28 protein-coding genes and 4 pseudogenes are annotated in these 26,702 nt (G+C 60.8%); 16 read left to right on the top strand and 16 right to left on the bottom strand.

Annotated elements, in window-relative coordinates; all coding sequences use genetic code 11:
• Window positions 1-87 precede the first annotated feature (87 nt).
• From AS9A_RS10635 to AS9A_RS24880, 12 genes and pseudogenes are all read left to right on the top strand, one after another.
• Window positions 88-912: an enoyl-CoA hydratase/isomerase family protein gene (locus AS9A_RS10635; protein ID WP_083826518.1), complete on the top strand. Its 825-nt coding sequence runs from the start codon at window positions 88-90 to the stop codon at window positions 910-912.
• A gap of 73 nt (window positions 913-985) precedes the next feature.
• On the top strand, window positions 986-1,537 hold the full coding sequence (locus tag AS9A_RS10630; RefSeq protein ID WP_013806995.1) for a PadR family transcriptional regulator: 552 nt from the start codon (window positions 986-988) through the stop codon (window positions 1,535-1,537).
• Window positions 1,538-1,694: 157 nt separating this feature from the next.
• Window positions 1,695-2,600, top strand: coding sequence for an alpha/beta hydrolase (locus AS9A_RS10625; protein ID WP_013806994.1), 906 nt, complete (start codon window positions 1,695-1,697; stop codon window positions 2,598-2,600).
• A gap of 418 nt (window positions 2,601-3,018) precedes the next feature.
• Window positions 3,019-3,906, top strand: a complete 888-nt coding sequence (locus AS9A_RS10620; protein ID WP_013806992.1) for an MBL fold metallo-hydrolase — start codon at window positions 3,019-3,021, stop codon at window positions 3,904-3,906.
• A gap of 100 nt (window positions 3,907-4,006) precedes the next feature.
• Window positions 4,007-5,473: a class I adenylate-forming enzyme family protein gene (locus AS9A_RS10615; RefSeq protein WP_013806991.1), complete on the top strand. Its 1,467-nt coding sequence runs from the start codon at window positions 4,007-4,009 to the stop codon at window positions 5,471-5,473.
• 506 nt (window positions 5,474-5,979) lie between these two features.
• A pseudogene (locus AS9A_RS10610) lies at window positions 5,980-6,264 on the top strand (ABC transporter ATP-binding protein); the annotation flags it as partial.
• 216 nt (window positions 6,265-6,480) lie between these two features.
• A complete protein-coding gene (locus AS9A_RS10605; RefSeq protein WP_013806988.1) occupies window positions 6,481-6,888 on the top strand; it encodes an SCP2 sterol-binding domain-containing protein in 408 nt (135 codons plus the stop codon).
• A gap of 343 nt (window positions 6,889-7,231) precedes the next feature.
• Window positions 7,232-7,442 (top strand): annotated as a pseudogene (locus AS9A_RS10600) (transposase); the annotation flags it as partial.
• 417 nt (window positions 7,443-7,859) lie between these two features.
• Window positions 7,860-8,297 (top strand): tautomerase family protein, encoded by a 438-nt coding sequence (locus AS9A_RS10595; protein ID WP_013806985.1) that lies wholly within the window; start codon window positions 7,860-7,862, stop codon window positions 8,295-8,297.
• A 264-nt stretch (window positions 8,298-8,561) separates the two neighbouring features.
• Window positions 8,562-8,969, top strand: coding sequence for an SCP2 sterol-binding domain-containing protein (locus tag AS9A_RS10590; RefSeq protein WP_013806984.1), 408 nt, complete (start codon window positions 8,562-8,564; stop codon window positions 8,967-8,969).
• Window positions 8,970-8,997: 28 nt separating this feature from the next.
• On the top strand, window positions 8,998-10,032 hold the full coding sequence (locus AS9A_RS10585; protein WP_148262442.1) for an AraC family transcriptional regulator: 1,035 nt from the start codon (window positions 8,998-9,000) through the stop codon (window positions 10,030-10,032).
• A 315-nt stretch (window positions 10,033-10,347) separates the two neighbouring features.
• Window positions 10,348-10,581 (top strand): hypothetical protein, encoded by a 234-nt coding sequence (locus AS9A_RS24880; protein WP_322786537.1) that lies wholly within the window; start codon window positions 10,348-10,350, stop codon window positions 10,579-10,581.
• 23 nt (window positions 10,582-10,604) lie between these two features.
• On the opposite strand, the gene AS9A_RS10575 is transcribed toward AS9A_RS24880, so the two are convergent.
• Window positions 10,605-11,291, bottom strand: coding sequence for a TetR/AcrR family transcriptional regulator (locus AS9A_RS10575; RefSeq protein WP_013806981.1), 687 nt, complete (start codon window positions 11,289-11,291; stop codon window positions 10,605-10,607).
• Window positions 11,292-11,588: 297 nt separating this feature from the next.
• Window positions 11,589-11,768: pseudogene (locus tag AS9A_RS24095) on the bottom strand (hypothetical protein); the annotation flags it as partial.
• 285 nt (window positions 11,769-12,053) lie between these two features.
• On the opposite strand from AS9A_RS24095, the gene AS9A_RS10565 reads away from it, so the two are divergent.
• Window positions 12,054-12,671: a TetR/AcrR family transcriptional regulator gene (locus AS9A_RS10565; protein WP_237707908.1), complete on the top strand. Its 618-nt coding sequence runs from the start codon at window positions 12,054-12,056 to the stop codon at window positions 12,669-12,671.
• A gap of 279 nt (window positions 12,672-12,950) precedes the next feature.
• On the opposite strand, the gene AS9A_RS10560 is transcribed toward AS9A_RS10565, so the two are convergent.
• The 8 genes and pseudogenes from AS9A_RS10560 to AS9A_RS10525 form a co-directional block, all read right to left on the bottom strand.
• Window positions 12,951-13,490, bottom strand: coding sequence for a hypothetical protein (locus AS9A_RS10560; RefSeq protein WP_013806977.1), 540 nt, complete (start codon window positions 13,488-13,490; stop codon window positions 12,951-12,953).
• Complete coding sequence (locus tag AS9A_RS10555) at window positions 13,480-14,193, bottom strand: hypothetical protein (protein ID WP_013806976.1); 714 nt, start codon at window positions 14,191-14,193, stop codon at window positions 13,480-13,482. The genes AS9A_RS10560 and AS9A_RS10555 overlap by 11 nt, the downstream gene beginning before the upstream one ends.
• Window positions 14,193-14,771, bottom strand: a complete 579-nt coding sequence (locus AS9A_RS10550) for a hypothetical protein (protein WP_013806975.1) — start codon at window positions 14,769-14,771, stop codon at window positions 14,193-14,195. The genes AS9A_RS10555 and AS9A_RS10550 overlap by 1 nt, the downstream gene beginning before the upstream one ends.
• 42 nt (window positions 14,772-14,813) lie before the next feature.
• Window positions 14,814-15,344: a hypothetical protein gene (locus AS9A_RS10545; protein ID WP_013806974.1), complete on the bottom strand. Its 531-nt coding sequence runs from the start codon at window positions 15,342-15,344 to the stop codon at window positions 14,814-14,816.
• A gap of 9 nt (window positions 15,345-15,353) precedes the next feature.
• The gene (locus AS9A_RS10540) at window positions 15,354-15,908 is read right to left on the bottom strand and encodes a hypothetical protein (RefSeq protein WP_013806973.1); all 555 of its coding nucleotides are present in this window, start codon (window positions 15,906-15,908) and stop codon (window positions 15,354-15,356) included.
• A 154-nt stretch (window positions 15,909-16,062) separates the two neighbouring features.
• Window positions 16,063-16,416: pseudogene (locus tag AS9A_RS10535) on the bottom strand (hypothetical protein); the annotation flags it as partial.
• A gap of 188 nt (window positions 16,417-16,604) precedes the next feature.
• Window positions 16,605-18,026 carry a lipase maturation factor family protein gene (locus tag AS9A_RS10530; protein WP_013806971.1) on the bottom strand — a complete coding sequence of 474 codons (1,422 nt, stop codon included), beginning with the start codon at window positions 18,024-18,026 and terminating at the stop codon, window positions 16,605-16,607.
• 88 nt (window positions 18,027-18,114) lie between these two features.
• The gene (locus tag AS9A_RS10525) at window positions 18,115-19,083 is read right to left on the bottom strand and encodes an NAD(P)-dependent alcohol dehydrogenase (RefSeq protein WP_013806970.1); all 969 of its coding nucleotides are present in this window, start codon (window positions 19,081-19,083) and stop codon (window positions 18,115-18,117) included.
• A gap of 314 nt (window positions 19,084-19,397) precedes the next feature.
• On the opposite strand from AS9A_RS10525, the gene AS9A_RS10520 reads away from it, so the two are divergent.
• Together AS9A_RS10520 and AS9A_RS10515 are read left to right on the top strand one after the other, a co-directional pair.
• On the top strand, window positions 19,398-20,003 hold the full coding sequence (locus AS9A_RS10520; RefSeq protein WP_041451800.1) for a dihydrofolate reductase family protein: 606 nt from the start codon (window positions 19,398-19,400) through the stop codon (window positions 20,001-20,003).
• Window positions 20,004-20,114: 111 nt separating this feature from the next.
• A complete protein-coding gene (locus AS9A_RS10515) occupies window positions 20,115-21,173 on the top strand; it encodes an RNA polymerase subunit sigma-70 (protein ID WP_049793884.1) in 1,059 nt (352 codons plus the stop codon).
• On the opposite strand, the gene AS9A_RS10510 is transcribed toward AS9A_RS10515, so the two are convergent.
• From AS9A_RS10510 to AS9A_RS10500, 3 genes are read right to left on the bottom strand one after another with little or no spacing between them, the layout of a single operon-like run.
• Complete coding sequence (locus tag AS9A_RS10510; RefSeq protein WP_237707906.1) at window positions 21,170-22,534, bottom strand: glycosyltransferase; 1,365 nt, start codon at window positions 22,532-22,534, stop codon at window positions 21,170-21,172. The genes AS9A_RS10515 and AS9A_RS10510 overlap by 4 nt on opposite strands.
• A complete protein-coding gene (locus AS9A_RS10505; protein WP_013806966.1) occupies window positions 22,456-22,902 on the bottom strand; it encodes an SRPBCC family protein in 447 nt (148 codons plus the stop codon). The genes AS9A_RS10510 and AS9A_RS10505 overlap by 79 nt, the downstream gene beginning before the upstream one ends.
• Complete coding sequence (locus AS9A_RS10500; RefSeq protein ID WP_013806965.1) at window positions 22,899-23,579, bottom strand: hypothetical protein; 681 nt, start codon at window positions 23,577-23,579, stop codon at window positions 22,899-22,901. The genes AS9A_RS10505 and AS9A_RS10500 overlap by 4 nt, the downstream gene beginning before the upstream one ends.
• 79 nt (window positions 23,580-23,658) lie before the next feature.
• Here AS9A_RS10500 and AS9A_RS10495 point away from each other — a divergent pair, with 79 nt between their 5' ends.
• Window positions 23,659-24,330: a TetR/AcrR family transcriptional regulator gene (locus AS9A_RS10495; RefSeq protein WP_013806964.1), complete on the top strand. Its 672-nt coding sequence runs from the start codon at window positions 23,659-23,661 to the stop codon at window positions 24,328-24,330.
• Here AS9A_RS10495 and AS9A_RS10490 read toward each other — a convergent pair.
• From AS9A_RS10490 to AS9A_RS10480, 3 genes are read right to left on the bottom strand one after another with little or no spacing between them, the layout of a single operon-like run.
• The gene (locus AS9A_RS10490) at window positions 24,287-25,000 is read right to left on the bottom strand and encodes a CE1759 family FMN reductase (RefSeq protein ID WP_013806963.1); all 714 of its coding nucleotides are present in this window, start codon (window positions 24,998-25,000) and stop codon (window positions 24,287-24,289) included. The genes AS9A_RS10495 and AS9A_RS10490 overlap by 44 nt on opposite strands.
• A complete protein-coding gene (locus AS9A_RS10485; RefSeq protein ID WP_013806962.1) occupies window positions 24,997-25,443 on the bottom strand; it encodes a MarR family winged helix-turn-helix transcriptional regulator in 447 nt (148 codons plus the stop codon). Before AS9A_RS10485 ends, AS9A_RS10490 begins: the two co-directional genes overlap by 4 nt.
• Window positions 25,443-26,618 (bottom strand): LLM class flavin-dependent oxidoreductase, encoded by a 1,176-nt coding sequence (locus AS9A_RS10480; protein WP_013806961.1) that lies wholly within the window; start codon window positions 26,616-26,618, stop codon window positions 25,443-25,445. Before AS9A_RS10480 ends, AS9A_RS10485 begins: the two co-directional genes overlap by 1 nt.
• Window positions 26,619-26,702 lie beyond the last annotated feature (84 nt).

Raw genomic sequence — 26,702 nt, 5'->3', positions numbered from 1 at the left:
ATTCGCGCACGTGGCGTGGTGGTCTGTTTGCGCAGCGGAGTCCCCAGCGATTCGCTCAGTTCACGCAAAAACCCGAGGGGCAGCGGAATGACCCGAGTTCATGACCAATCGATAGCGAGCCCGACGGAAACCGAGTTGCACTCGGTGGGATTACGGTTCACGCAAAGTGGCGCGATCGCCGAAATAACGTTGTGCAAACCTGAGCGGCGCAACACGCAACAGCCCGCGATGTGGCGAGCCATGGCCGCATTAGGGCGGACAATGCCAACCGGCGTTCAGATTGTGGTCATTCGAGCCGAAGGGCGCAGCTTTTCGGCTGGCCTGGATCGCTCAAGCCTGAATGGTCTAGATAGGTCAACACCGAGCGACGATCCCGGCGCCGAAACCCTTACGAGTCTGCTCGCCGGCACTGACCTGACCATCGAGCGGGCGATACGCGATTACCAGGACGCTTTCATGTTCCTGCGTGACCCGAGCTTCATTTCGATCGCCGCTGTACAGGGTCACGCCGTCGGCGCCGGCTTCCAACTCGCCCTCGCCTGCGACCTCCGGATTGTGGCCGATGATGCCGTCTTTTGCATGAAAGAAGCTGCTCTCGGCCTGGTCCCGGATCTGACGGGGCTCGCTCCCCTGGTTCGGCAAGTCGGGTACGGACGCGCGCTCGAGATCTGCGTACGGGCGCGCAACGTCAACGCCCGGGAAGCGGTCGCCCTGGGACTTGCACACAGTATGGTGCCTGCTGACGATCTCAACGACGAGGTAAGGGCCTGGGCTGAGTCGCTTCTTCTGGCGAATCCCGATGCAGCTCGAGAGACTAAGAAGCTACTGCAGTCAGCTGAGATCTCGGAACTCGGGCATCAACGTGAACTCGAGGCCGCGGCCCAGGTCCGCCGACTGCGTGCGCTCGGGTAAATCTGCCTCAGGCGCTAGCGGTAGAGTTGGCTTCGCGATTCCCCACCCACAGTTCAGCGGAGGTCAGCGGTAGATGTCCCTGCGGTGCGCGATCCTGACGGCGCTCGTGGAGCGCCCCTCTACCGGCAGGGAGCTGACACGCAGATTCGATTCTTCCATCGGCTATTTCTGGCACGCCACCCATCAGCAGATTTATCGCGAACTCGGGAACATGGCCGACGACGGCCTGATTCAGCCGCATGCCAGCCAGCTGAAGGGCAGGGGCGCTCCCCGTTGCTACGAGATTACAGAAACCGGCGAGGAACATCTCAGAACGTGGGTTCACTCCGGCCAGGAGCCGGTGACCGTTAAAGATCCCCTGCTGGTACGGCTTCGCGCCGCAGCAGTTCTGGGCGGAATCGATATGAGGGAACAAGTACAGCAGCATCTGGATTACCATCGGTCACTACTCGAAACGTACCGCAGTATCGAAGAACGGGACTTCAGCCGCCTCCCGGGAACACAACGAGAACGAGTTCAGTATCTGATTCTGCGGGCAGGCATCGACACTGAACTGTCCTGGGCTAATTGGTGCGCAAAGGCACTCGAGCAGTTGGGGACTGAGCAGACCAGGCGGCATCCCTGACCGTCTTGACAGCTATAGACCGTCACCTGCGGACCGTGGCGCTCCTGTACCAGAAGGGGGCGCAATCGTTCTATCCGGCCCCGGCGCCCATTCGTAGTTTGGAGTGTGCCAGGCCTCACACGCGAGGCAACCTCCCTTCAACGAATCGGAAGAGTACATGAATCGCGAAGACATCGAGTTCACTGGCGAGGGTGGTGTCACCCTTCGAGGCTGGTTCTACCCTGCTGAGAACGCCCAAACCCCGGCGCCCGTCATTGTCCTGGTGCACGGAATGTCATGCGTCAAGGAAATGCACCTCGACGACTATGCCAGCGTCTTCGCCCAGGCCGGACTCAACGCGCTCGTTTACGACCACCAGAATTTCGGCGACAGCGACGGAACTCCCCGCCAGGAACTTGACCCCGTCCTGCAATACCGCGACATCCGCAACGCCATCACCTACGCCAGCAACCGCCCTGAGGTCGACCCGGCACGAGTTGGCATCTGGGGCACCAGCTTCGCCGGCGGACACGCTCTGATGGTCGCCGCGATCGACAAAAGGGTCAAAGCCATCGTCTCCCAGGTGCCATTCATCTCGGGTCCGGCCACACTGGACCGGCTGATCCGGCCGGACTTCCTGCCCCACGTCCGTGAGAACTTCAACGCCGATCGCGCCAACCGGTTCAACGGTGGCGAGCCCACGATGCTCGCGGCTGTCACACCCGACCCAATGGGGCAGGCCGCGATGCCCCAGCCCGATGCCTACGAGTGGTTTACCAAAACAGCAGCCGACCGGGCTCCGAACTGGAAGAACGAACTAACCGCCCGGAGCCTGGAGCTGGCGGGGGAATACAACCCCGGCAGCTTCATCAGCCAGATCTCACCCACGCCGCTCCTGATGATCGTCGCCGACGAGGACGCGTGTACGCCTTACGCTCTTGCGCTCGACGCGTACGAGCGGGCCCGGGAGCCCAAGCAGCTGATCGTCACTCATGGTGGACACTTCGATTTCTACGACGGCAAAAACTTTGACGAGGTATCTGCAGCCGCACGAGATCACTTCACCAAACACCTCCGCCCATAGCCCGATTCCGGGGCACAACCAATTGGTCGTGCCCCAATTCGAGCATCCCAGCTCACGCTCCGCAAAGAATCCGCAAGATCACATGACACGCGAAGATATCGAGTCCGTAGGCAAGGGCGAAACCTCAGAAGACTGGTTTTACCCTTCGCAGGACACACGCCTTCCTGCGCCAATCGTCGTTCTGGTGCACGGACTGTCAGCCCTCTCGGAACTCTTGGTCCGGAGGCTGCCCAGACCCTGCCACACCGCGAACCACGGCTGACTGAGCACCATGGCAGTCCCGTACCAGCGCATGGCACGCAAGTTCCATTAGCCAGGATCGCGTGCTCCTAACGTTAGCTTTCCGCGGCGCCCATATCCCCAGCTGCTGACCGACACCACTTCATCTAGACCCCACCCCTGCAATCGGAGGTTCCTTGTGAGTACTGACACCAACCAGCCTGTAGTACCCATTCGCGCAACGGTTTTCGTCAGTCGCTGGCCGAATGTCCCGGCCGCCGAGTTTCCCGGCATCCCTGAGGGCAAATTCTCCCCCACCACGGCGATCCTGGTCAGCGGCGAGACCGAAGTGGTACTGATTGACGCGCTGTATCTCAAGGACGACGTCCGTGACCTCGGCGACCTGATCGAACGCACGGGCAAGAAGCTCACAACGATCTACATCACCCACGATCACCAGGATCATTACGGGGGCATCGGACCGCTCATGGAGCGATTCCCCGACGCAAAATGCGTGGCGCTGCCCCACGTGATTGAGTCCATGAAGCAAACCATGGAAGTGCAGACCATGCAATGGGGGCTGTTGTTCGGTGACGCGTGCGTACCGTCGGGCCACTTTCCGGATCCGCTGGAGGGCGACACTCTATACGTCGACGGATCGCCCCTGAAAATCATCGAGGTGAAGCAGGCCGACGTCCATCCGACGAGCATCCTGCACATCCCAGAAATCGATGTCGTGATTGCCGCTGATTCCATCTACAACGAGATCCACCCGATGCTGGGCCTATCAACTCCCGATGAATGGAAAGACTGGCTCGAGACCGTCGATATCGTGGAAAAGCTCCAGCCGAAGATGATCGTGTGCGGACACCGCCGTCCCGACGGCGACGACTATGCCGTCGACACCATGATTTCCCAGACCCGCTCGTACATCCAAGATTTCATAGCTGCATATCCGATAGCGAAGGACGCCGACGACCTGGTGTCCATCATGTCCGCGAAGTACCCGAATCACGGCAATCTCTGGACGCTGCAATTCTCCGCCATCAACGCGATCTCGCAGCGCGACGGCGGTAGCGGGCAATAAACCAACACGCCGCGCCGTGACCCGGCCGACCGCGCCGGTCAGTCGTCGTGGTCGGGCCAAGTCGCTGCTCCTTACCGCGCCTCGACCCGATAGGTACGCCATGCATTTCGCTTCCCTGCCCGACCACCGCGCCGATCTGGACCCGCATGGGCCCGCCATCTCCGACGGGCGTGAGTCGCTCACCAACGCCGAGCTGCTGACTCGCGTACGCGCGGCATCACTCCACCTGCATGACCTCGGAATCGGGGCCGGGGATGTGGTTGCCGTGAAATTGACGAACCGACACGAGTTCGTGCTACTACTCTTCGCATCTTGGCGGATCGGCGCCACAGTCACACCAGTCAATCCGAGCATGACCAACATCGAGGTGGAACGACAGCTCAGCGACTCCGGCGCGCGTCTGCTGGTGGTCGAGGACGAATCGACCACAACCGGCACCCCGTTGCTCGCTGTCGACACGCTCTACACGGATCCGGCGGGGTTCGATCCAGCACCCCTTCTGGACACATCCGCGCTGTCCCTGCTCATTTACACCAGCGGCACGACCGGGACGCCGAAGGGCGTCATGCTCGACCACAGCAATATTGAGGCCATGGCGGAGATGCTGGTCCAAGCACTCGCGCTGGGTCCGACCGATCGGTCTTTGCTGATTCTGCCGCTCTTCCACGTCAACGGCATAATCGTGAGCATCCTTTCCCCACTCAGTGTCGGCGGCAGCGCCGTCATCGTCGGCAAGTTCGACCCCAAGACCTTCTTCGGTCTCGTGGAGCAAGAGCGTCCCACCTACTTCAGCGCGGTTCCGACGATTTACAACATCTTGGCCGCGCTCCCGCCCGATGTTGAACCCGACACATCCTCCTTGCGGTTCGGGGTCTGCGGTGCAGCACCTGCCTCGGATGTGCTGCTCACCCGATTCGAGACACGCTACGGCTTCCCACTCGTTGAGGGTTACGGGCTTTCCGAAGGGACATGCGCGTCCACATGCAACCCGATTGCAGGCCCCCGGCGCGCCGGCAGCGTTGGGTTCCCACTCGTCGGCCAGGAGGTCCGAATCGTTGACGAGAGTGGCGCAGAATTGCCAGCAGGCACGGATGGTGAGGTCATCGTGCGCGGCCCCAACATCATGCGCGGCTACCTCGGCCGTCCGGAAGAAACAGCCCGGACCGTCGTCGACGGCTGGCTCCACACCGGTGACATGGGGCATCTTGACTCCGATGGGTACCTGGTCCTAGTCGGACGGTTGAAGGACATGATCATCCGAGGGGGCGAGAACATCTACCCAAAGGAGATCGAGGACGTCCTCACCGCAGACCCAACGGTTCTGGAGGCCGCGGTGATCGGTGTGCCCGACGAAAAATGGGGAGAGATCGTCGTTGCCTATGTTCAGCCGAGCCCAGGTCAAACTATCGACACGGCAGCGCTGTACGAAAGGTGTGCGCAACACCTCACCGGCTACAAGCGGCCAACCTCATTCATCGTGGTCGACGCCATTCCCAAGAACGTGGTCGGCAAGATCGACAAGCCCACCATACGGAAAATGCACACCGCAGTATCCGCCGGTGTATGACCGGCAGGTGAGAACCTAGGGCCGGAACGCCCGCTGGGACCAGCGGTAGCGCTGCCGATGGCAGGTTGTAGCGCTACCGCTGACATCACACCATTTCGACACCTCTGCACCATCACCTTTTGGACCTCGCGCACATCGCGGGGTTCTCTTTTTCGCAGCTGCACGCCAGAACATCCCACTCCACGGCGGCATCGGATGCACGTGCGAACACGACGCGCACCTTCACTACCACCGGGCCCACACAGCCACAACTCTCATAGCGGACACGCGCTACCACCGCGCACTACTCGCAACCAGACTCTGCATCTTGTCCCGCGTCAAGTAGTTGGCAGGTCATCCTGCCGGCATCACATGCGCGTCATCCGGCATGCCGTCAAGCCGGGAAATTCAGGCCGTTACACCACGAAGTATCCGCACCCAGGCTATCTTAGGAGGCTTTGTGGGGGTCGAAGTCGTCGTCGAGAGTGTGACGAAATCCTATGGCTTGCAGAACATCTGGCAAGACCCTCTCACAACTCCTCATCGCCATCTACGCGCAGTTCGACGCGACGACCCTGATCGTGACGCACAACATCAACATTGCGCGGACGATCCCAGACAACATCTGGATGCTGTTCCGAAAGAAGTTGGTGATGCCCGGACCACGCGAAGTCCTGCTGACGTCACAAGAGCCCGTTGTCCGGCAGTTCCTAAACGGCCGAAGGATCGGCCCGATCAGGATGTCCGAGGAGAAGGACGAAGCACGGATGGAGCATGAGCAAGCAATGATCGAAGCCGACCCCAATGGCGGGCCGGCTAATGTCGTCCGGCTGGCAGGCGTGCGAGTACTGGCACCCGTCGCCCTGATCCTATTGCGCGCCGAACGCCATTCCTAATCTGGGTTGTGACACCGACTACACCTGGGCAGGCAACTTCTGTAACTTCGTTACACCTTTCATTATGTACTGATCGGCGACTTTGTTGCCGCCCGGTCCTGTCAAGACCGCCTCGAGAGGAACCACCAAACAATGACCACATCACCGACCGCCGACGACCTGTACAAGTACATCGGCATGGCGTTCGAGCAGGCAAAAAGCGATCCGAAGCTCGTCCAGAAGCTCTCGAGCGTCCCGGGGGTCATCAAAGTGATCGCCACCGAACCCGACGGCTGCATGATCATCGACCATCCGGGCGTGACCGCCGTTCCCGGCTCACCGGACGGTGAGGCAGACGCCACCCTCCGTATGACCGGTGATTTCGCGAACCGCTTCTGGCAGGGCGACCTGAATCTGACCATGGCTGTGACCAGGGGCGACATTGTCCTCGAAGGGAAAATGGCACTCATTGCCAAAGCCATTCCGGCGCAAATGAAGCTGTTCCCGATCTACATCGAGCTGCTGAAGAGCGATGGACGGACGGACCTGCTCGTCAAATGACGCGGCCCAAACGATGGAACACCGCATCGTGAAAGACGACCAGGTCTCGATGCTCGACCTCCGCCAGGTCGAGCATCGAGACCTACGATTTGCGTCGTCGGTGAACGATTTGGGGCCAGTCGATGCAGCAAACTGACCCAACACGCCACAGCGGTCGACAATGTCGGTAACGTCTTGTGGTCCAAACATATTCTCAACGGCAGCCCGGGCGATCGAACAGCAGATCGCCCGGGCTGCCGCGAGCGCGGCGGAAGTCCGGTGGGCGACTGATGTGACCTCCGCGGGCGCGGCATTGCTGCTGGTGGCCCGGGCCAGCGCGTGATCAAATTTGCCCGGTACGCTGCTCACCGAATGGTTCCGCACCCACCCACGGGCCAAGATCATCGATCCCACGCCCGGCATGGGACCGATCCTCGGCGCTGAATTCATCGCGATCGCCATCGGCGACCTGGCCATATTCGGCACCCCGGCACGGCTGGCAAGCTACGGCGGACTCGCCCGTACCAAATGACTCCGGCCGCCGCACCGGCCTACTGCACCGTCCCGTGCGCTACCGTTTTCACCGATTCGCCGCTGACCTTGGTCGAAGGCGCACGATCAGCATGCAGTGGCCTAGCAGGTCATCGCCGACCTGAAGGGGTCGGCGATGCGCATCTGCCGTCCGGGGATGTTCAGCGCCAACGCGGCCGGGCTCGCTTGCGTGCGTGTGGGCCGGTGATCTCCTCGGGAGTCTGCCCCGCTTGCACATGCTTGGTCTCGAGGACCACCTACCGGCTGCGGACGTGATGGGGTTGCTCCCCTGTCCCACTGGAAAAGGGTGTTTCACCAAATCAACTGGATGACGAGGCGTGGGAATACCGCCCGCGGTCGCCCTGATCCTATTGAGCGCCGCGCCCAATTCCCTAACCTTGGTTGTGGCGAAGACCACACTTGGTCTGGCAGGTTGCTAACTTCAGGAAAAGGAGAATGCTATGCCGATGTGGAAGATTTACGTTCCCGCAGGCGCGTACACCAAAGAGCAGAGGAAGGCTTTTGCAGAGTCGATTACTGAGGTCTACGTGAACTTCGCGGACCTTCCGCGATTCTATGTTGTGGTTGCATTTCACGAACTTCCAAGTGACACCATCTGGGTCGGCGGCGACGAAGCGAACGACTTCGTCCGCATCACGGTCGATCATATTGCCCGCCGCATGCCAGACTCGGACGACTTCAGGGACATGGCCATGCAAGCCTTCGCGGATGCAATCGAACCCCACGTCAGCCCCCGCGGTTTCCGCTGGGAGATCCATATCGACGAAACACCGCTGCAGCTTTGGTGGGTTAACGGGATTAAGCCGCCGCCCGCCGAGTCGGAGGCCGAGAAGGAATGGGCGCGGCTGAACGCTGCAGTCCCATATGAGATGGTCTAGCATCTCGAGCACCATCGAGGGCGGCCGTCCGCTCAGCCGCCGTTGGACGGCTTCGCTCACCTGACCGTCAGCACATCGATGTTTCCCCGCTCGGGTCTAGCCCAGGAAGCGTGTGCCGAGCGGAGACGATGTGACACTTGCCACAGTCGAGGCAACCGCTTACCCTATCTATAACTTCGTTACAACTTTCATTATGCCGTTACGGGGGCAACTTCGTCGCCGCCCGGGTGTGCCACGGCCGTCACGAGAGGAACCACCAAACAAATGACCACATCACCCACCGCCGACGACCTGTACAAGTACATCGGCATGGCATTCGAGCAGGCAAAGAGCGATCCGAAGCTCGTCCAGAAGCTCTCGGGCACCCCGGGCGTCCTCAAAGTGATCGCCACCGAACCCGACGGCTGCATAGTTATCGATCTACCGGGCGTGACCGCCGTTCCCAGCTCACCGGACGATGAGGCAGACGCCACCCTCCGTATGAGCAGCGATTTCGCGAACCGCTTCTGGCAGGGCGACCTGAATCTGCTCATGGCTGTGACCAGGGGCGAGGTTGTCCTCGAAGGGAAGATGGCACTCATTGCCAAAGCCGTTCCGGCGGCGAAGGAGCTGTTCCCGATCTACATCGAGCTGCTGAAGAGCGATGGACGGACGGACCTGCTCGTCAAATGACGTCGCCCAAACGATGGAACGCAGCGTCATGAAGAACGACTCGCCGACGACGCTCGACCTCCGCCAGGTCGAGCGTCAGGACCGCCGGTCGGCCTGGGAGCATGCGATGGCGGCGCGGATTGTGCCGATGCGGGTCGATCTTTCGACCGATGCAGACGACGAACCTGACGGAAGACTACGGTCCTTCGATCTCAGCGACATCAAAGTCACGGAATGGGATTGCCCCGCACTGAAAGTGGTTCGCACCAAGAGATTGATCGAGGCGTCGGACACTGAGGTGCTGATGCTCCTCACAGTGTCGTCGGGCAATCAACACTTCGAATTGGCGTCGGGTGCCGGTTGTATGGAGCCTGGAACCGGCCTCATCTCGACAAGCCGAGTGGCGTACAGCTCCAACGTACCGTCCAGGCTCCACAAGCGCAGTGTGATGATTCCGTTCTCCGCGCTCGCACCGTACGACACCGGCGGTTCGATCCCCGACTGCCTGATGCTCGATCAATCCCGTCCCCTGGCGCGCCTCCTTATCAGCTTCGTGGAAAGCATGGGTTCGCACGTGTCGGCCATGGATGCTGCAGAGGGCGAGTCGGTGCGAGAGGCGCTGCTCACGCTCGTGGCAGGGGTGATCCGGAGCAGCACTTGCCAGACATATGACGGACCGACGTTACTCCCCGCTCTTCGGTCGCAGCTCGAAAAGTGGATCAAACAGCACCTCCGCAACGGCCCGATCCGCGTCGTCGACATGGCCAAGACGTTCAACGTCTCGAGCCGCACGATTCATCGCGCCTTCTCCCTTACCGGAGATACCGTCGGGTCGGTCGTTCGCATGCAACGACTCGCCGGCGCACGCCGCGATGTGGTCGCCACCGAGCTTCCGCTCGGAGCCATTGCCCAGCGGTGGGGATACTATGACGCGAGCCATTTCGGTCGCGAGTTCAGGAATTTCCTGTCGATGTCAGCGAGCGACTATCGGGATAGTTTCGGTATTTCCAATGTCGATATGCATGCCGAAACGGCAATATCGGATCTGCGACTCGCTTCGACGATGAACGATTTAGCCAGCTAACTCGACGCTCTAATGATTTACAATCGGCCGCCCCCCGAACGGCAATAAATCATCCCAGTCCCGCGTCGCATCGCCGACCACACCGAAGGCACCTGCATGACACAAATGACCGAAGATCTCTACAAGTGCACCTTTTACTCAGACGATGGAGCCAACGGCATCGCATCATTGGCCGGATCCCTACTCCAAGAGAATTTCGAGAGCTTTCCGCGACGGCGTAAGACAGCCGCCAAAATAAAGCGGCCAGTTGTGTTGTGCGACGGCAGCTCCGAAGCGGCATGTACCCTACTATTCGGATCTGATAAGGCAGTCGTCTTGAATGATACGGTCGGGTTGCCAAGTGTCCGTGTCATCGACACGACAGGCGATCAATTGTTGGCCGTGTCCCAACTGAAGATGCGGGCGGGTGGCCTGCTCCCGACGGGATTCTTCACTAAGGAAGGCGTGGCCGTGATCCGCGGGATACTTCGCAGAGAACTCATCGTTAAGGGACTGATCAGGCACCCCCTCACGGTTCTCCGATTGATCGCGCTAGTCTCGGTGGAGTAATCCCGTCCTCGGGCCGAGTGGCGCTAACGTGCGCAGGGAGTGATTGCAACAGAGGTGCGCGCTTGGTCCGCGGCATCACCCATCCCCACCAGCAGGTTCACCATCATTGGCTGTAACACGTCACGAACCGGATCCTGGAACTGAGCAAAGTGATCGCCCAGTTCCAGGGTGACGAACCCGTGTACGCAGCTCCAGAGCTGGGTGGCAATGGCCTCGGGGTCCTGGTCGCTTCGCACGCGACCGCTGTCGACAAATCGAGCGCACTCCCCAACCAAGTAGGAATAGGCGGCCTTGAACGCCTCTGAGCGACCGCTATGAGTGGTACGCGAGCGCCGCAACTGCCGGTATCCGCCACGTGTCGAAAGCCCGAACATCAGGTCATAGAGGTGCGGATTACTTTGGGCTAGCTGACGGCAGGCCACCGCTATGCCAAAGAGATCTGCGGCCGGATCTTCGGTTCGGGTTACCGCGTGAAACGCTCGGTTGAGATCTTCGAAACCCTTGTCGATCACGGCCTGAAGTAGCTCGGGAAGTCCGCCCAAGTGGTAGTACACCGACATCGTGGAGACTTGCGCTACCTCCGCCACCGACCTTGCCTTAATTTCAGACGGCCCCTCTTCCGCGAGTAACGTCATTGCCGCATCGACCAGTCGCTCGGTGATCTGCTGAGAAGTCAGCCGCACTACGCGTTGCTTGGCATCTTTCGGCATTGGAGAGATGAATCCTTCCTCTTCTGGCTGACCACAATCGCGTGAGCTCTCCAACTCCCCAACAGACTGAAATGCGACCGACCGCCAGCAACTCCAGTATGCCGGATCGGTTCTGCCCCGGGATCGCCTCATAGCCACGGTTCAGCTGTCAAGCTATCCCATGCTGCGGCCGGCAGGAACTACTTCGAACTGTGCAAGCACTTGCAGCAGGAACGAGCGCGTCACCGAGTTGAGCCCCTGAGTGTCAGCGAGTGTTTCGATGACCGGCTGAAATTGGAGCCAGTGTCCGCGACGAGCCACCTCAGAACGCAGCACCTTCACCGCTACCTGACGGTTGAGCGCAGTCTCGATGCACCGATACACGATTCCGAATCCACCGCGGCCGATCTCGCGGGCATCATCGAATCCGGCCGCGCCTAATTCTGCTGCGATACCGAACTGAAAGTCGCGTTGCGTACCCTCCAGATCTTGGGGCACTGCCGCTCATCCGCTCCGCCGGACACATAAACTGTCCGGCGCTGCCGTTGGCCCGCCCGCCAAGACCCTGCCGCAGCCCCTCATCGGCGCCACCTCTCGACCTAGGAAAATGGCCGATGATTCGAGTATTAGTCTCTAGGCAAGCCCTGCGGCAGGCCAACGCTATCCCGAAGAGGATTTAGGTTTCATGGCCGACCGGACTGGAAGGGGGCGGCCGGGGCGACCCCGGTTCGTCGTCGCATTGTGGCTGCTAAAGTGAGAAAGAGTGTTCGCTATAGTGGGCCAATGGCAAAAACGGCGAAAACCCAAGTCCAGGCGCCCCGGGAACGCCTCATGGCCGCGGCTGAGCTGTTCTACACCGAGGGCATCCGCGCTATCGGGGTCAACCGGCTGCTCGAAGAAGCGAACACGCCGATAATGACCCTGTACCGCCATTTCGGGTCCAAGGACGGCCTGATCGAAGCGTTTCTGGCCGACAAGGACCGCCGCGTCCGCGCCAAGTTCGCGCGCGCCGTCGAACGGACAGGAACGACCGGGAGGGAACGCGTGCTCGCCATGTTCGACGCCCTCGGACACGTGATCACCGACCCGAAATACCGCGGCTGCACATTCATCAACGTCGCGGTCGAAATGGCCGACGCTGAACACCCCTTCGTCGACATCGCGGTATCACACAAAAATTTCGTGCGCGAAACATTCGCCCGGCACCTCACCGAGGCCGGCGTCCGAGACGCCGAGCCCCTGGCGACCCAGCTGCTGATCCTGATGAATGGCGTCTTCGTCAGTGCGCAGATATATCCAGACGGCACCGAAACAGCAAAGCAGGCAAGGATGGCCGCAGAGGTGCTGCTCAATGCCGCGCTGGCCACACGAGACACCGCCCCTGAACCCGGTCACCACTGATCAAGCTATCTAGAGTTCAGCACCTTTCGCCCATCCCACCTACAGCTTCCTGCCAAACTCGATAAAGTCGTCGATCGCGTGGTATCGGGTGATCGAGCCGGGACTGACCACTTCGTGTGCGGGAGGCCCCTTCAGTATTTGTTTGCCGCACCTCATCGTCTAGTTCGAACTCCGCGCCGAGCACCACGAAAAGAATGAGCTTCCACAATTCTGATCCGTGACGCACCCGCCGCCGCACCTTGACGCGTGACGCCAGATATCGCACCGCGGATCGGACCCTCAGTTCTCAAGTTTCGGCAGCAGCAACGCGATGCGCAGTTTCTGGTCGATTGTCTGCGTCAGACCGAGCGTCTCGTCCAGCTTCAGGCCGAGGGCTTCAGCATTTGTGTTGGCATCGCTGAGCATTGCCGCGATCTCGCCGAGCGGTTCGGCAGCTGCGCCTGCTTGACTGCCTGCCTCTCGGCCGGCCGAGACGGTTCCTGCCAGGGGTGTGTCGGCGGAGGCCAAAGTCGCACCGAGAGTGTCGAGCTGCTCCCCCAGTGTCGCCAGCATGTGGTCTGCGCGGGTGAGAGAATCGAGCACACCGATCACTTCCGGCAGCCCCTGGTTGATCGCATCAGTTGCTGGCGACAAATGCTGTACCCCCTCGAGGGCGTCATCTGTTATCTCGTCGAGGGTTTGTGCTTGCACAACGCCGTCTTTGAATAGGTCGCTGGTTACGCCCAGGTCCCTCGTGAAGATCAGCAAGCCGGTCAGCACCGCGATGGTGAATGCCAGGGTGATCGCCCACGACAGCCGGAACCTGCCCTCAGTACGCATTGTTCGCTCCGTCGAAGATCAACTCGGCAACCGGGATCTGCCATGACTCAGGCAGCGGTGGAAGTGGTGGCGCCTCGAAACCTAAGGGCGGTAAGCCGAGGCTGTTGATTGGTGGGCCGATCACCGCCAGTAGCGGGCCAAACACTTTGACACGGGATGCCTCTTCCTGGATGGCGGCCATTGTCACAGCGATCCCAGAAACCTTGGGGCCGAGCGTGCCGAGCGTGCCGTGGATTTTCGCCAGACCGTTGTGGATCTCCTGCAGCTCAGTGGTAACGGAACCGACGGCCATCGACAACTCCGCAACCGTGGAGCCCGCGTCGTCTCCACGCGCGGTGACATCGGCCACGACACCTGGCAACGGCTCCGCGCTTCGCCGGACTGTCGATGCACCGAGTGTTAACGCCGCTGCGGATGAGGACAACTCGAGGCTCGTTCCGGCGAGGACAGTCAATTCATCAGCCATAGGCCCCAAAGCCTGGATATCCGAAGCCAGCCGTTCATGCTTCGGCTCCATAACCGCGGCAAGCTTGTCCAGCTGCTGCGCCGACTCGACAATCTCCGCACTCAATAGCGATGGCCGACCGAACGGATCACTGATGTCGGTGAAAGTAGGGAAGAATCCATTCACTGCACTCAAGATGAGCGCGGGTGCCGCACCGGCGGCGAGCACCACCGAAGTGAAGGTTCGTGTGCTGACCATCAATTCCCTCCTGACGGGGCGGGGATCAGGTTTCCCTGGGCGGGGATCGGCGCGAGTTTGTTCGTCGTGCGCCGGAGTTCGTCGTTGAGCTGATCGGCCAGCCCCAGCGCAATCTCCAGGCGTTCGTTCACCACCACCACCGCTGAGTTCGCGTCGGTGGAGATGGCGTGCAACGATCCCGCCGCGCCTTGTAGCGAAGCGGCGATGCCCTCGAGACGGTTGGCGAAATCGACGTCATCCCGGCCAGCAACGACCAACGTCTGCATGTCGGGCAGCATCATAGCGAGCTTTTCGACAGCTACCCCGGTTGTCACATTGAGTTCTGCCAGAACACTTCGCAGTTCCACAAGCTGGTTATGGGCGCGCGCTGGCGCACCGAGATCGGCCCGGTCGTCGAAATCCTGGTTGGCTTGCCGAAAGTTGCCCACGATGGACCGTGTGCTTTGCTTCACCTCGAGGCCCTTTTGCACCGCAACGAGAACCAGCACGAGCAGTACGGCAGACATCACCGCGGCCAGTCGGCCAAGCCATTCGGTGGCCCTCGAGAAACCCGTGGGAGAGTGGGAATTACTTCGCATTACCTATCCATGTCGGTTTGGGGAATGTGCTGCGGCGCCGCATCATCCCGGCAGCGGGAGCATGTCGTTGATCGTTGCGGCCGACTCGACAGAAGCCTGCAAGTCGGCGACCAGAACGCCGAGCACCTCCGAAAGCGCCTTTCCCTGATCGCCGAACGCCTGCGCTGAGTCCACCATTGGAAGGATGACATCGTGTACGTCCCCCAGAATCTCCGCTATGGCCGCGAGTTGCTCGGTGGTGACCTGCGCCCCATGGGTACTGCCGGACAGCGACGCCGCGACGGGTGCGATGGCTTCGTCCAGTCTCGTCAGCAGTGTCCCCAACTCCGCGGTCGAGTCCAGCGCCTCCTGTGCGGTGCCGGTCAACCGGGCGAGTTCTTCTAGCTCTTTGGTCAGCTTGTCGTTGACGCCAAGGAAACGATGAGAAACCCCGACACTTGCCACGTTCACCCGAATCTGGTTGTCCAGGCTCCGGTTCAGATCGAACACCACGAACGACAGCAGGCCGAGCACGCCGACAGCCACCAGTGCAAGAAGTGTTCGGACCGGTCCGCCCGGTCGTCCGAAAAGCATCTCGGTCTCCTATTTTCCAGACAGGTCATTGGCCGCTGATTCGGCAGAAATACGGGTGTCGCGAACGTGGGCGGCCGTCGCCCGCACATCGTCGAGGATTGCGGCCATCGCTTCCCTGCTATCCGAGAGTGCGGTGCTCCCACCGTTTACCGGTGCTCGCAGTGCGCCGACACGATCTGCTAGGACATCGAGCGAACCGACTAAAGTTGAGACATCGGCGCCGGTACGGTCCAGCGTCACCTGCAGGTCGCCGGAGATTTCCCCGATGAGTGCGGTGAGTTCAGCCGACACCGCTTCTTCCATCGCGAGAACATCGGCCAGACCCTGGCGCAGTTTGTCGAGCGCCGCGAATGCACTCAGGGTCACCAGCTCATGGTCGGTGAGTCGATCCAGCGTGTGGTTGTAGCGGTCGGCCGCCTCAATCGCCTGATGCATCCGCGTCGGGGTTGCGGTGAGATCGTAGATTCGAGGCCCGAGGTAGAACGCACCAACTGGAACCACCACGAGAACCACCGCAACCCGGGCAAGCCAAACCCTGCGTGTTGCACCCGTGGCATGTTCCATGTCGTTAGTCCTTCGTCGCGCGAAAGCAGCCTGCCCCTCCCGACAGCCGCGGAGCCTATAAGGAGGATCACAATGACGATAGAGAGTGTTCGCTCCCACGTCAATCAACAGGCACTACTTCAGCCGCGTTAGATCGAGCCCGAACCGGATCCTGTTAGCAGCACTGCGGTCGACGACTGCCCTCCCGGAGACGCCCCAGACCGTGCTGGCTTCTGTCCGACGGGAGTATCCCGCTTCGCCCTTTTCGCAAACCGAGCCCTGCCGCCGCGAGGCAAGCGAGCGCAACCGCGCCGACGAACCAGGGGTATACGCTCGCGAGCTCCCATCGCGTCGCGGCCCAGCCTGCAACGATCGCCGGGATGGCCATCGCCGTGTAGGCAAGCAGGAAGTACGCCGACATGGTCTCACCGCGCTTGTCTCGCGGTACGACGTTCGACAGGTGGCGGAGGGATCCGCCGAAACCGAGCCCGAAGGCCACACCAAGCATTACCGCCGCAGCCAACACTATCCCCCGCATCCAGCGCTGGCAGCGGAGTATCTACTTATTCCCACTCGAACAGACTCGGCAAAGTGTTACAGCATGCCCCGGTAAGTGATTCAGGCGTTATGCGGCCTCGGTGCGGTTGACAGGTTGTAGCGCACTCGGTGGGTGTGAGGTATCCCTTGCTTAACCATGCCACCGGGATTACAGCCGCATCATCCACGGCCAACCGGAGCCATGTAGTCACTCACGAACTCCCGGTGCCACCACGCGCCGGTTCGCTCTCGCTCCGCTCGGGTTGTGAATCTATAAACGTACATCCGTGCCCGCACCCACCTGGGAGGAGTCTCGGCAAACGGATTATGCCTGAGCAGCTTCAGTGTTGCGGAATCATTCTCGACGAGCTTGCGCGCGAGACGTGGCAACCACGTTTTCGCGTATCTCGGCGAGACCGCTGCAAACCACATCAACCAGTCGAGGCGCAAATGATAGGGCGCGAACTGCCGTGGCCTGCGATAAGGGTCGCCCGGTTTGCCCTTGAAGTCATATTCTCGCCATACGGCGTCATCAGTCGGCTCGTCCGCATTGCTACCTTCAAGGATCACTTCGTAGCGTGTGCGCGTCACCCGGCCGAATGCTCCGTAGGTGTTTACAAGATGGAGCTTGTCGAAGCTGTAGTTCATCAATTGATGCCGCGAGAAAAGGTTCCGGGCTGGGCGGTAGCTCAGCGCAGCGACAAGCACGGTTACGACAACGACGAGGAAGGCCTGCCACCCGGGAACCGGCTCTGCCGCGGGTGGCTCGATGGGCAACACCGTCGCCCACCACGAGCCGTCAACGACCGAAAGTGCAAGCACGATCGTCAAGACATTGAGCCACGCGAAGTTGCCACTCACCACCAGCCACGCTTGCGTGATGATGATGATCAGCGCCGCGATTGATGCAACCGGCTGCGGCGCGAAGAGAAAGAACGGAACGACCAGCTGTGCAAAGTGATTGCCAGCAACTTCTATTCTGTGCAGCGGCTTCGGGAGGTGGTGAAAATGCCAGCTCAGCGGGTTAGGCATTGGCTGTGTCTCGTGGTGGTAATAGAGGCACGTGAAGTCACGCCAACAGCGGTCCCCATGCATTTTGATCATGCCCGCGCCGAACTCGAGGCGGAAAAGAACCCAGCGCAGAAGGAACAGCACCAATACCGGCGGTTCCGCAGGTCCCGCTCCGATGAATATCGCGAGGAAGCCTACTTCGAGAAGCAATGACTCCCAGCCGAATCCATACCACGCCTGCCCAACGTTCACGATCGACAGGTACAGGATCCACAGCAGCGCCCACATCGCCATTGACGCCCCCAGCGGGAGCAGATCGCCGAGACCTAACATTGCGGCACCAGCGAGCCCAGCACCGCACCAGGCCACGACTGCGAAGAAGCGGTCCGAATAGTAGATGTGGAAGATACTCGGTGCCTGCCGCCAGCTACGCTGCGCCAAGTACCGCGGTATGGGCGTCAGCCCCCGGGAACCGATCAGTGCGCGAAACTGGTTCGCTGCGACGAGGAACGCAACGAGGTACACGAGACCGAGCCCGCGCTGGAACATCCAGCGGCTCAGCCAGTATCCGGACTCTCCGAACCACTCCATGCCGCACCTCGGTGACTCAGCTAAGCCTACAACGCTGCGGCGCCACCGATCCCTTGAGGACGGGGTGCACGACCGTAACGTTGAGCCCCTAGCTCTCCCAGTCGTCACCCGACACTTCCCCAACCATGATCACAATCTTGCCCTGGGCGCGACCAGAGCGGCTGCGGTTGTACGCTTCTTGGGTTTCTGCGAATGGAAAACGACTGTCGATGATCGGCTTGAGTTCGCCTGACTCGATCATCTCGTTGAGTGTCTCGAGGTCACGCCGGAGCGGGCGGACTATCACTCCTCGCTCACGACGGCTGAGGCTTGTCCTTATCGCAATTACGGATCGAGCATGTCCGCCGGTCGAAACGAAATATCCCTTCGGTTTCAGGATCGCAGCACATGATTTTGGTGTCTCGTAGGACGTGACGTCGAATACCAGATCAAAGGGACCCGAGTCGCGCCGGAAATCACCTTCGGTGTAGTCGATCACGGCATCGGCACCTAAGTCGATTACGCGCAGCCGGTTGCGTCCGCTGCACACGCCAGTTACGTGGCAGCCGAGCGCCTTGGCGATCTGCACGGCGAGAGTGCCAACACCGCCGGAAGCACCGATAATCAGCACTTCGCTGCCCGGCATCGCCTGTCCGATGCGCAACCCTTGCAAAGCGGTCAGCGCAGCGAGCGGCAAAGAAGCCGCTTCGGCAAAATCGAGACCCTTCGGCAAGTGGGCTATACAGCCCTCGTCGATCACGGCTTGCTCCGCCAGTGATGCGGTGCGCGGCCGCATGTCCATGCCATACACCTTGTCGCCTACCTTGAAGTCTGTGACGTTGGCGCCGGTGGCGCGTACTTCACCCGCGAGGTCATCGCCGAACAGCGGCGGCAGCCGCTTCGTCAGGATTGGTGTCGCGAGGATTGCCGCAGTTCGGTTGAGCTTCCAGTCCTTCGGGTTCACCGAGGCTGCCTTCACGTCGACCAGAACATCATTCGGTCCGGGTTTCGGTGGTGCACTTTCGCCAACTACCAGGCGCGTGCCTAAACCTAATCCTGCTGTCTTGATTGCTTTCACAGAGCACCTCCATCTACTAACCTACCGGGGTGTCGTTTTTCGACGCGTCGCACGATCAGCCGGGCTGCTAACTGAAAGCTACGCGGGCTCAGACGCTGCACCAGCAGCGGTGGAAGGACTTCGGGTCCAACAGTAACTATCGGCGCAGATGAATGAAGGCACCGCTCAACGGCTTCAGCTACTTGGTCGGGGTCCTGACCGAAGCGATCCGGCACGTTGTTACCAGTGTTTTGTCCTCGTCGCGCACCGATGAGATTGGCCCGTCCTCATGGTCTACCGGAATGACGACGGCACCAAGGCAAGGGGTTTCTTCGATGAAATTGACAACTACCACGCACCTCTCGCTTGACGGGGTAATGCAGGGATGCGGCGGCCCAGATGAAGATCGAAGCGGCGGCTTCGAGCGCGGCGGATGGATCACCCCATTCTTCGATGACGAGGGGGGTGCGTTCATCGTCGACGTCTATCAGCGCGCGGATGCATTTCTGTTTGGGCGGCGAACGTATGAACTCTTTGGCAGCTACTGGGGAAAAATGGCGGACCCCAACCCCATCGCGGCCGCTTTGAACAGCCGTCCGAAGTACGTCGCGTCGACCACGCTCACCGAACCTCACTGGAGCGAAACGACTGTACTCACCGGCGACGTCGCCGCCCGCATCCGCGAACTCAAGGCGCGGTCCGGGCGCGAACTGCAGGTTCACGGCAGCGGTAAATTAATCCAGTGGCTGCTCGCCAATGGCTTTATCGACGAAATCAACGTACTGATTTTCCCCGTGATCGTCGGCCAGGGCGCTCGGCTATTTCCGAGTAGCGGCCCAGATATTGCTCTTAGCCTCCTAAACTCCCAGACCACTCCGGCGGGTGTGACGATCCAGACCTATCGGCCAGCCGGTCGTCCGCGGTACGAAACAGCTGGCTAGGGTCGAATAGGACAACTCTGAGAGACCGCGGGCCCCATGGGTGACACCGATGAGGTTTTCGCAAGGAAGACGTCTCCATATATGACAGCCGACTACTGTCGTGCAGAGGAGATGACGAAAGTGGAAACGACCAACACACGCAGCGAACCAAGCCCGATTGGTGCAGCCGAGGCGCAATTCATGGCAGCCGCTCGATCAGAGGACACTACGAAGTTCGCGCTACTCACAGAGCAGTATCGCCGCCAGCTGCAGGTGCACTGTTACCGGATGCTGGCCTCGTATGAAGACGCACAAGACATGACCCAGGAAACGTTCCTGCGTGCGTGGAACCGGCGCGAAACGTTTCAGGGCAGAGCCTCCCTGCGCACCTGGCTGTACCGCATCGCAACTAACTGCTGTCTTGATTTTCTGGAGAAACGCAGAGACCGCACTCCCGTACCTGCCGAGCTGCCGGAAGCAGGTACTGAAGTCCTATATTTACAGCCTTATCCAACGCACATGCTGCCTGACGATCCTCAGGATTCGACGGTGGCGCGTGAGACCATCGAGCTAGCCTTCATCGTCGCCGTCCAGCATTTGCCTCCTCGGCAGCGCGCTGTGCTTATCCTGCGTGACATCCTCGGCTGGCCCGCACGCCAAGCGGCGGAGTCGCTCGATCTCAGCGTCGCCTCGGCGAACAGCGCCCTGCAGCGTGCCCGGGCAAGCATGCGTGAGCAGCTTCCCGATGGCCGCCTCGACTGGCGTGCTGCTTCAGCCCAGACCCTGACTGCAGGTGAGCGTGCACTCGTCGACAAGTACATGGCTGCACACGAGCACCTCGACGTGGAGCGGCTAGCGACATTACTTCGCGACGACGTTCGCTTCGCTATGCCACCTCAGCCCGGTGTCTGGGTCGGCCGCGATGAGTGTGTCAATGCCTGGGTCGAAGGCGGACTCGGCACTCCTGGGCTGGACGACTGGCGTTGTATCGCCACAACAGCAAACGGGCAGCCCGCCGTCGCAATGTATCTGCGCAAACCCGGGGATTCCGCACATCGCGCTTTTGCGATTGACGTGCTCCGAGTTGTTGACGGCCTGGTTGCGGGCATCACGGCGTTCGGCGACGAAGTTTTCGGTTCGCTCGAGTTGCCTGAGGTGTTTGAGGAGGCGGAACCCTCCAGCGGAATTTAGGCGCGCGCCGCTAGCTCAGCCAGCCTCTTATCGATGATCTCGTACGGTCTATACGCTTCAAGTTCGGTGCGGATCCGCGCGACATTCCCGCTAATCTGCTTGTCCGCAAGTACTTTCTGCAGGGCCGCGCGGATTTGCCTGGCACTCGGTCGCTCGGTGCGTAAGTCCACACCGAGCCGGTGGTATCCGATGCGAGCGTTGTCATCGTTTTTTCCCTCACGGGTGCCGGCGCAAACGACTGGGATGCCGTGGCGTAGTCCAGCTAGCACGCTGCCGAAGCCACCGTTGGTTACGAATGCATCCGCATGCGGGAACAAATCGTCGTAATCGATGAAGTCTTCGATCACAACATTCGGGCTTTTAAAGCGGGTGCGCAGCTCCTGAGTGTTCTTCCCGCCTGTGGTCGCCACGATCACAGGCGGACCGTCAGCTAGCGCTGTCAGTGTGGGGACAATTAGCTTGCCGGGGTCGTCATTGTCGACGGTTCCCTGGGAGACGACGACGACCGTCGACTTAGGATCGAGAACTCCGTCCGGGACTGGTGAGCTAAACGGGAGGTCGCGTTTAGCTGGCTTAAGCGGGCCTATGAACTCGGCGTTGCTGGGCAACTGCAACTGGGGGTACTCAAGCCCTGGAGAGCCCACGAGAAACACTCGTTCCGCGCACTCAAGAGGCACGCGGAGCAAGCCGTCGCGAGGTATCGCGGGGAGTCCTTCCGCTTCGAGTACCTCGTTGTAACGGAGCACCGCCCGTTTCATCGTGCTGTTGCCCAGGGTGCGCGCAACACGCTCCCGCAGTCGCCCCGCGATCGTCGTTGCAGGCTGTAAGCCGAAGAACGGCGGAGGCAAACCCGCAACGCCGACGTAAGGTGCGGGCGCCACAGCGAAGGAGAACACCGGCACCTCAAGCTTTTCCGCGACGAGCTTCGCTGCGTACAGTGCTGCGTCACAGAACGCGACCTCGAACGGAAAGTCGTCCCGGATAGCGGCGATGTCACGGTAGTGGTTTCTCACATTCGCGACGAAGAATTTCTCGGCATCGAACGAGATGCGCTTAGGCCCCTTCAACTGTCCACGTTCGGGATACAGGTCGTTGAGGTTCTCCCCTGTGATCTCGGTGGCCCAGCGGTACGAGAGCGAGGGTATACCTAGGGCATCAACTTTCGGCTGATAGACCGGCCCGGCGTACCAGCGCACGTCGTGACCGCTCGCGAGCAGATGGAGTGCCACGCCGGTAAGCGGATTGAAATGACCCTGCGCGGGGAGAGTCGCGAAGAGGATCTTCACTCCCCCGGCCGCCCGTCCTCCATCAGCCGCTTCAGGTCCGCGAAGTTCTTCCTCATCTCTCGCTTCAGTTGCCACGCAGTGAGTCGGTCAATCCTCGCGAGAATCCCCGACTGGTTCATCCGCATGTGACCGCTCACGCGGGTGCCGGAACCCGACGGCGCGGTGCGATAGGTGAATTTGAATGTCATCGAGGCGGTTCCGCCTGTGAACGTAACCTCGCGGTCAGGTTCAAATGCGATGTACTCGTTGTCGATTCCCAGTCGGCGGCCCAGGAATCGACGCACCGCGCGGTGCCTAGTACCTACGCCGATTGGACCGTCGGTAATGCGCACAACCTCGTCGAGGCCGTCCTGCCAGCGCGGACCGTTGGTTTGATCGGCTATGAACGAGAAGACGTCGCCCACCGGCCGCTCGATCACTGTGCTGTCCTCAACGTCGATCATGATCTACCTCGATTCCGCCTGTGTGGCTTATTGGGGTGCAGCAGTGTCCAGCCGAGCGCAGCAAAGAGCAGCATCCATCCTGTGATGGCGAGCCGGGCCCCAACGAATGACATCGCCAGCGCCGGCATCATCGGAGCGAAGACCCAGACTCCGGCGGCAAGGGGCACCCAACTCCGCCAGCCGCCCCATATGCGCGCCTTTCGCACGGCGACGCCCGCTGCGACAAGTCCGGCACCGATAACGACCGATGTCACTCCGTAGACCGCGCCAAGCCCCGCAACAAGTGTTGTGGTCATGGTGTCGAAGCGGGCGGTCACGGCTGCGATCTCGGCTACGGTGAGTCCGGCCATTCCCGCCAGCGCGGCGTAGCAACCCCAGCGCCCGGTTCTAGACGCTCCTGTCGCGCCTGACCACAACAGGCCCAGCAACCCGAGGAGAAGCCCAACGTGCTGGATGGCGAACCAAGCCTGGGTTACAGCGAAAGCGCCCGGTGACTGCGGGTAGCTCCACATGTCTTCCGACACCGCTGGCGTCCGCGCGGCTACGGCCAGGTAGATTCCGGACGCTGCTCCCAGCAGAGCTGCGATGAGACAGGTGAGGCCAAAGATGCGGAGCGTTGATGCGGGGGTGGTACCTGCCCTGCGTTGTGCGGGCACCTTTTCCACACTGATGTTCATGAGGAGCCTCCAAGGGAAGGCCAAATAATTTTCAGTGTAGCACTACACTAGTGACAGACCCTAGTGAAAGTTGCAAGCTATGCCGCCAGGAATTAGGGCTCAGCGCGCCCTCGCTACCCGCCGCAGGATGGTTGCCGCTGCCTACGAGCTGTTCTGTGCGAACGGTTACCTCGGCACATCTATGGCTGCGATCGCGGCTGAAGCTGGCGTCGCGGTCCAGACGCTCTACTACACGTTTCATACAAAGGCGGAACTCCTCGGAGAGGCCATCGGTGCCGCCGTTGTCGGTTTCGAATTATGGGTGAAACCACCACCCGAACCCATCGAAATCACCGATCTGCTGACGTGGAACGCCTGGTGGCCAGACTTTGACGCTGCGCCTGATTCCCGCACGGCACTACTTGTCTACATCACTAACGGCATCAGCATCCTCGAACGCATGGGCCCGCTGGTCGCTGCGATGCACGGCGGGGCTGGCGATCCGGACGCTGAGGCAGTCGTCCAGATCGCTGAGCAGCGCAGAATCGCGACATACCGGGAGATCGTGGAGCGGATCGCTTGCAAACCTGGTGGGTTGCGGGACGGCATAACGGAGGCCGAGGCGACCGACATCCTGGTAGTTCTGTTCAGCGCCGAGGTGTTCCACAGCATGGCCAGGGGACGCGGGTGGTCGCGGGATCACTGCGCGCGGTTCTTCGTCGAAACTCTCACAAGTCTGCTGCTCGGGCCCGGTCTAGCAGATGGCGGTTGACCACCCCACCACCGGCGGCGAGCCGCATCAGGTCGGTATCGACATCAATTGACGTTTCAGATCCCCCTGCACTGCCGAACTCGTGCTGGTAACTCCCCCACGACTCGTCGCGGATCTTGTACGCGAATCCGCTCTCCATGAGCAGAACGAGTTCCCTCGCGGCACGATCAATTCGTTTGTTCAGATCGGTGTCGCTCCAGTCCTCCGACGACGCGAACAGTGATGTCGGAACGGTCATTGTGCGCAGGTACGCGAACAGGCTGCGCATCTGCTCGTCGACCACGAGCGCGTGCCGCGCAGTTCCGGCGGTGGCTGCGAGCACCACCGGTTTGGCGATGAGAAGGTCGTTGTCTAATACATGGAAGAACGAGGTGAACAGTCCACTGGTTGCGGCCTTGTATACCGGTGCGGCCGCGATGATTCCGTCCGCTGCAGCGAGCGCTTCGACCGCCTTGGTCATTTTGGTGCCCATCAATTGTGAGACCAGCGCGGTGGTGATTTCGGTGGCGAGCTCGCGGAGGTCGATGACGGTGAGGGTGATCCCGCTGTCGCGTTCGCCGGTGAGAGTCTCGACCCGCGCCGCTATCCGATCAGCGAGTAGGCGCGTCGACGAGGGGTCGCTGGTGCCGCCGCTGACGACGACGAGCCGATACGGTGTGTTGTTGTTCATTCAGCGTCCTTTCCGTATGCCGCGAGCTTTGTGCAGAGTTTCTGGAGTTCCTGCATTTCGTCGTCAGTGAGCGCACTTCTGAGTGCTCGTGCCACACTCACGGCGTGCCGTCCACCCACCTGGTGCTGAACTTTCCGCCCTTCATCAGTGAGTGCGAGCCGGACCCCCCTGCCGTCGAGTGGATCTCGTGTTCGTTCAACTAGCCCTCGTTCCACCAGACGCTCGACCATTCGTGACAACGCTGGCTGGCTGAGTAGGACGTGGTCATTCAATTCAGCGAGCCGCTGCGGGTCGCTGCACTTGGCTAGGGCGTACAAGACGTCATACTCACGCATGGTGAGCCCCCGCCACACGTTCTCCGCCGCGAAGCGTTTCATCAGAGTCGCGTGTGCCGTCAGAAGCGCCTCCCACGCGTGGTTGGCGCTTCTGCTTGCGGTCGACATTACTTGCCAGCCTTGACGTCTCGACTGTCCTGGTAGGGGGAAGTTCCCGTGAGGTTGTCGCCCCGGTTCGCGTTCGGGCGAGGCTGCCGAGCAGGCCTGTCACCATACTTAGCCGTCACGCGTCCTGAATGCGTTGGCGCATCGCCTGATTCAGGGTCACGGCGCGACGCGAGTTCTTTGCGGAGAACGGGCACGACTTCCCCGCCGAGCAACTCGAGCTGATCGAGGACGACATTCAGTGGCAAGCCAGCATGGTCAATCAGGAAAAGCTGCCGCTGATAGTCGCCGATCTCGTCGTGGAACGTCAGTGTCTTGTCGATGACTTCCTGAGGACTTCCGACGGAGAGCGGTGTCATCTCGGCGAACTCTTCCATTGTGGGCCCATGGCCGTAGACGGGGGCCTCATTGAAGTAAGGGCGGAATTCCTTCCACGCGTCCTGTGACTTCTTCGCGATGAAGGCTTGGCCGCCGAGTCCGACGATGGCCTGCTTTGCGGTTCCGTGGCCATAATGTTCGAAGCGCTGCCTGTAGAAGTCGATTAGCCGCTTCGAATGTGAGGTCGGCCAGAAGATGTGGTTGGCGAAGAACCCATTGCCGTAATAGGCAGCCTGCTCCGCAATCTCTGGGGTACGGATCGAGCCGTGCCACACGAACGGCGGTACATCATCGAGCGGACGCGGCGTCGAGGTGAATCCCTGCAAGGGTGCGCGGAAGTTACCTTCCCAGTCGACGACATCTTCGCGCCACAACCGGTGCAGGAGGTTGTAGTTCTCCAGCGCAAGCTGCAGGCCCTGACGGATGTCCTGACCGAACCACGGATACACGGGCGCAGTGTTGCCACGGCCCAGCATCAAATCCATCCGCCCCTTCGAGAGGTGCTGCAGCATCGCGTAGTCCTCTGCGATCTTCACCGGGTCGTTGGTGGTGATCAGCGTTGTCGCAGTGGTAACGATGAGTCGTTGCGTGAGGGCAGCGATGTGTGCGAGCAGTGTCGTTGGTGAGGATGAGAAGAACGGCGGATTGTGATGCTCACCGATCGCGAACACGTCCAGCCCCACTTCCTCGGCCTTTTGCGCAATCTGAACGACGGCGTCGATGCGTTCGGCCTCACTGGGGGTCGTGCCGCTTACAGGATTGCGGGTGATGTCACTCACCGAGAAGATTCCGAACTGCATCAGGGCCTCCCACCATCTTTTAAATGCGTTTGCATCTATCGCAACCACGGATAGTTGAAAGTTATTCCACCCTCTCTGCGGTTC

The sequence above is a fragment of the Hoyosella subflava DQS3-9A1 genome, from assembly GCF_000214175.1.
Lineage (GTDB): Bacteria > Actinomycetota > Actinomycetes > Mycobacteriales > Mycobacteriaceae > Hoyosella > Hoyosella subflava.
This window is presented reverse-complemented; position numbering and strand designations above follow the sequence as displayed.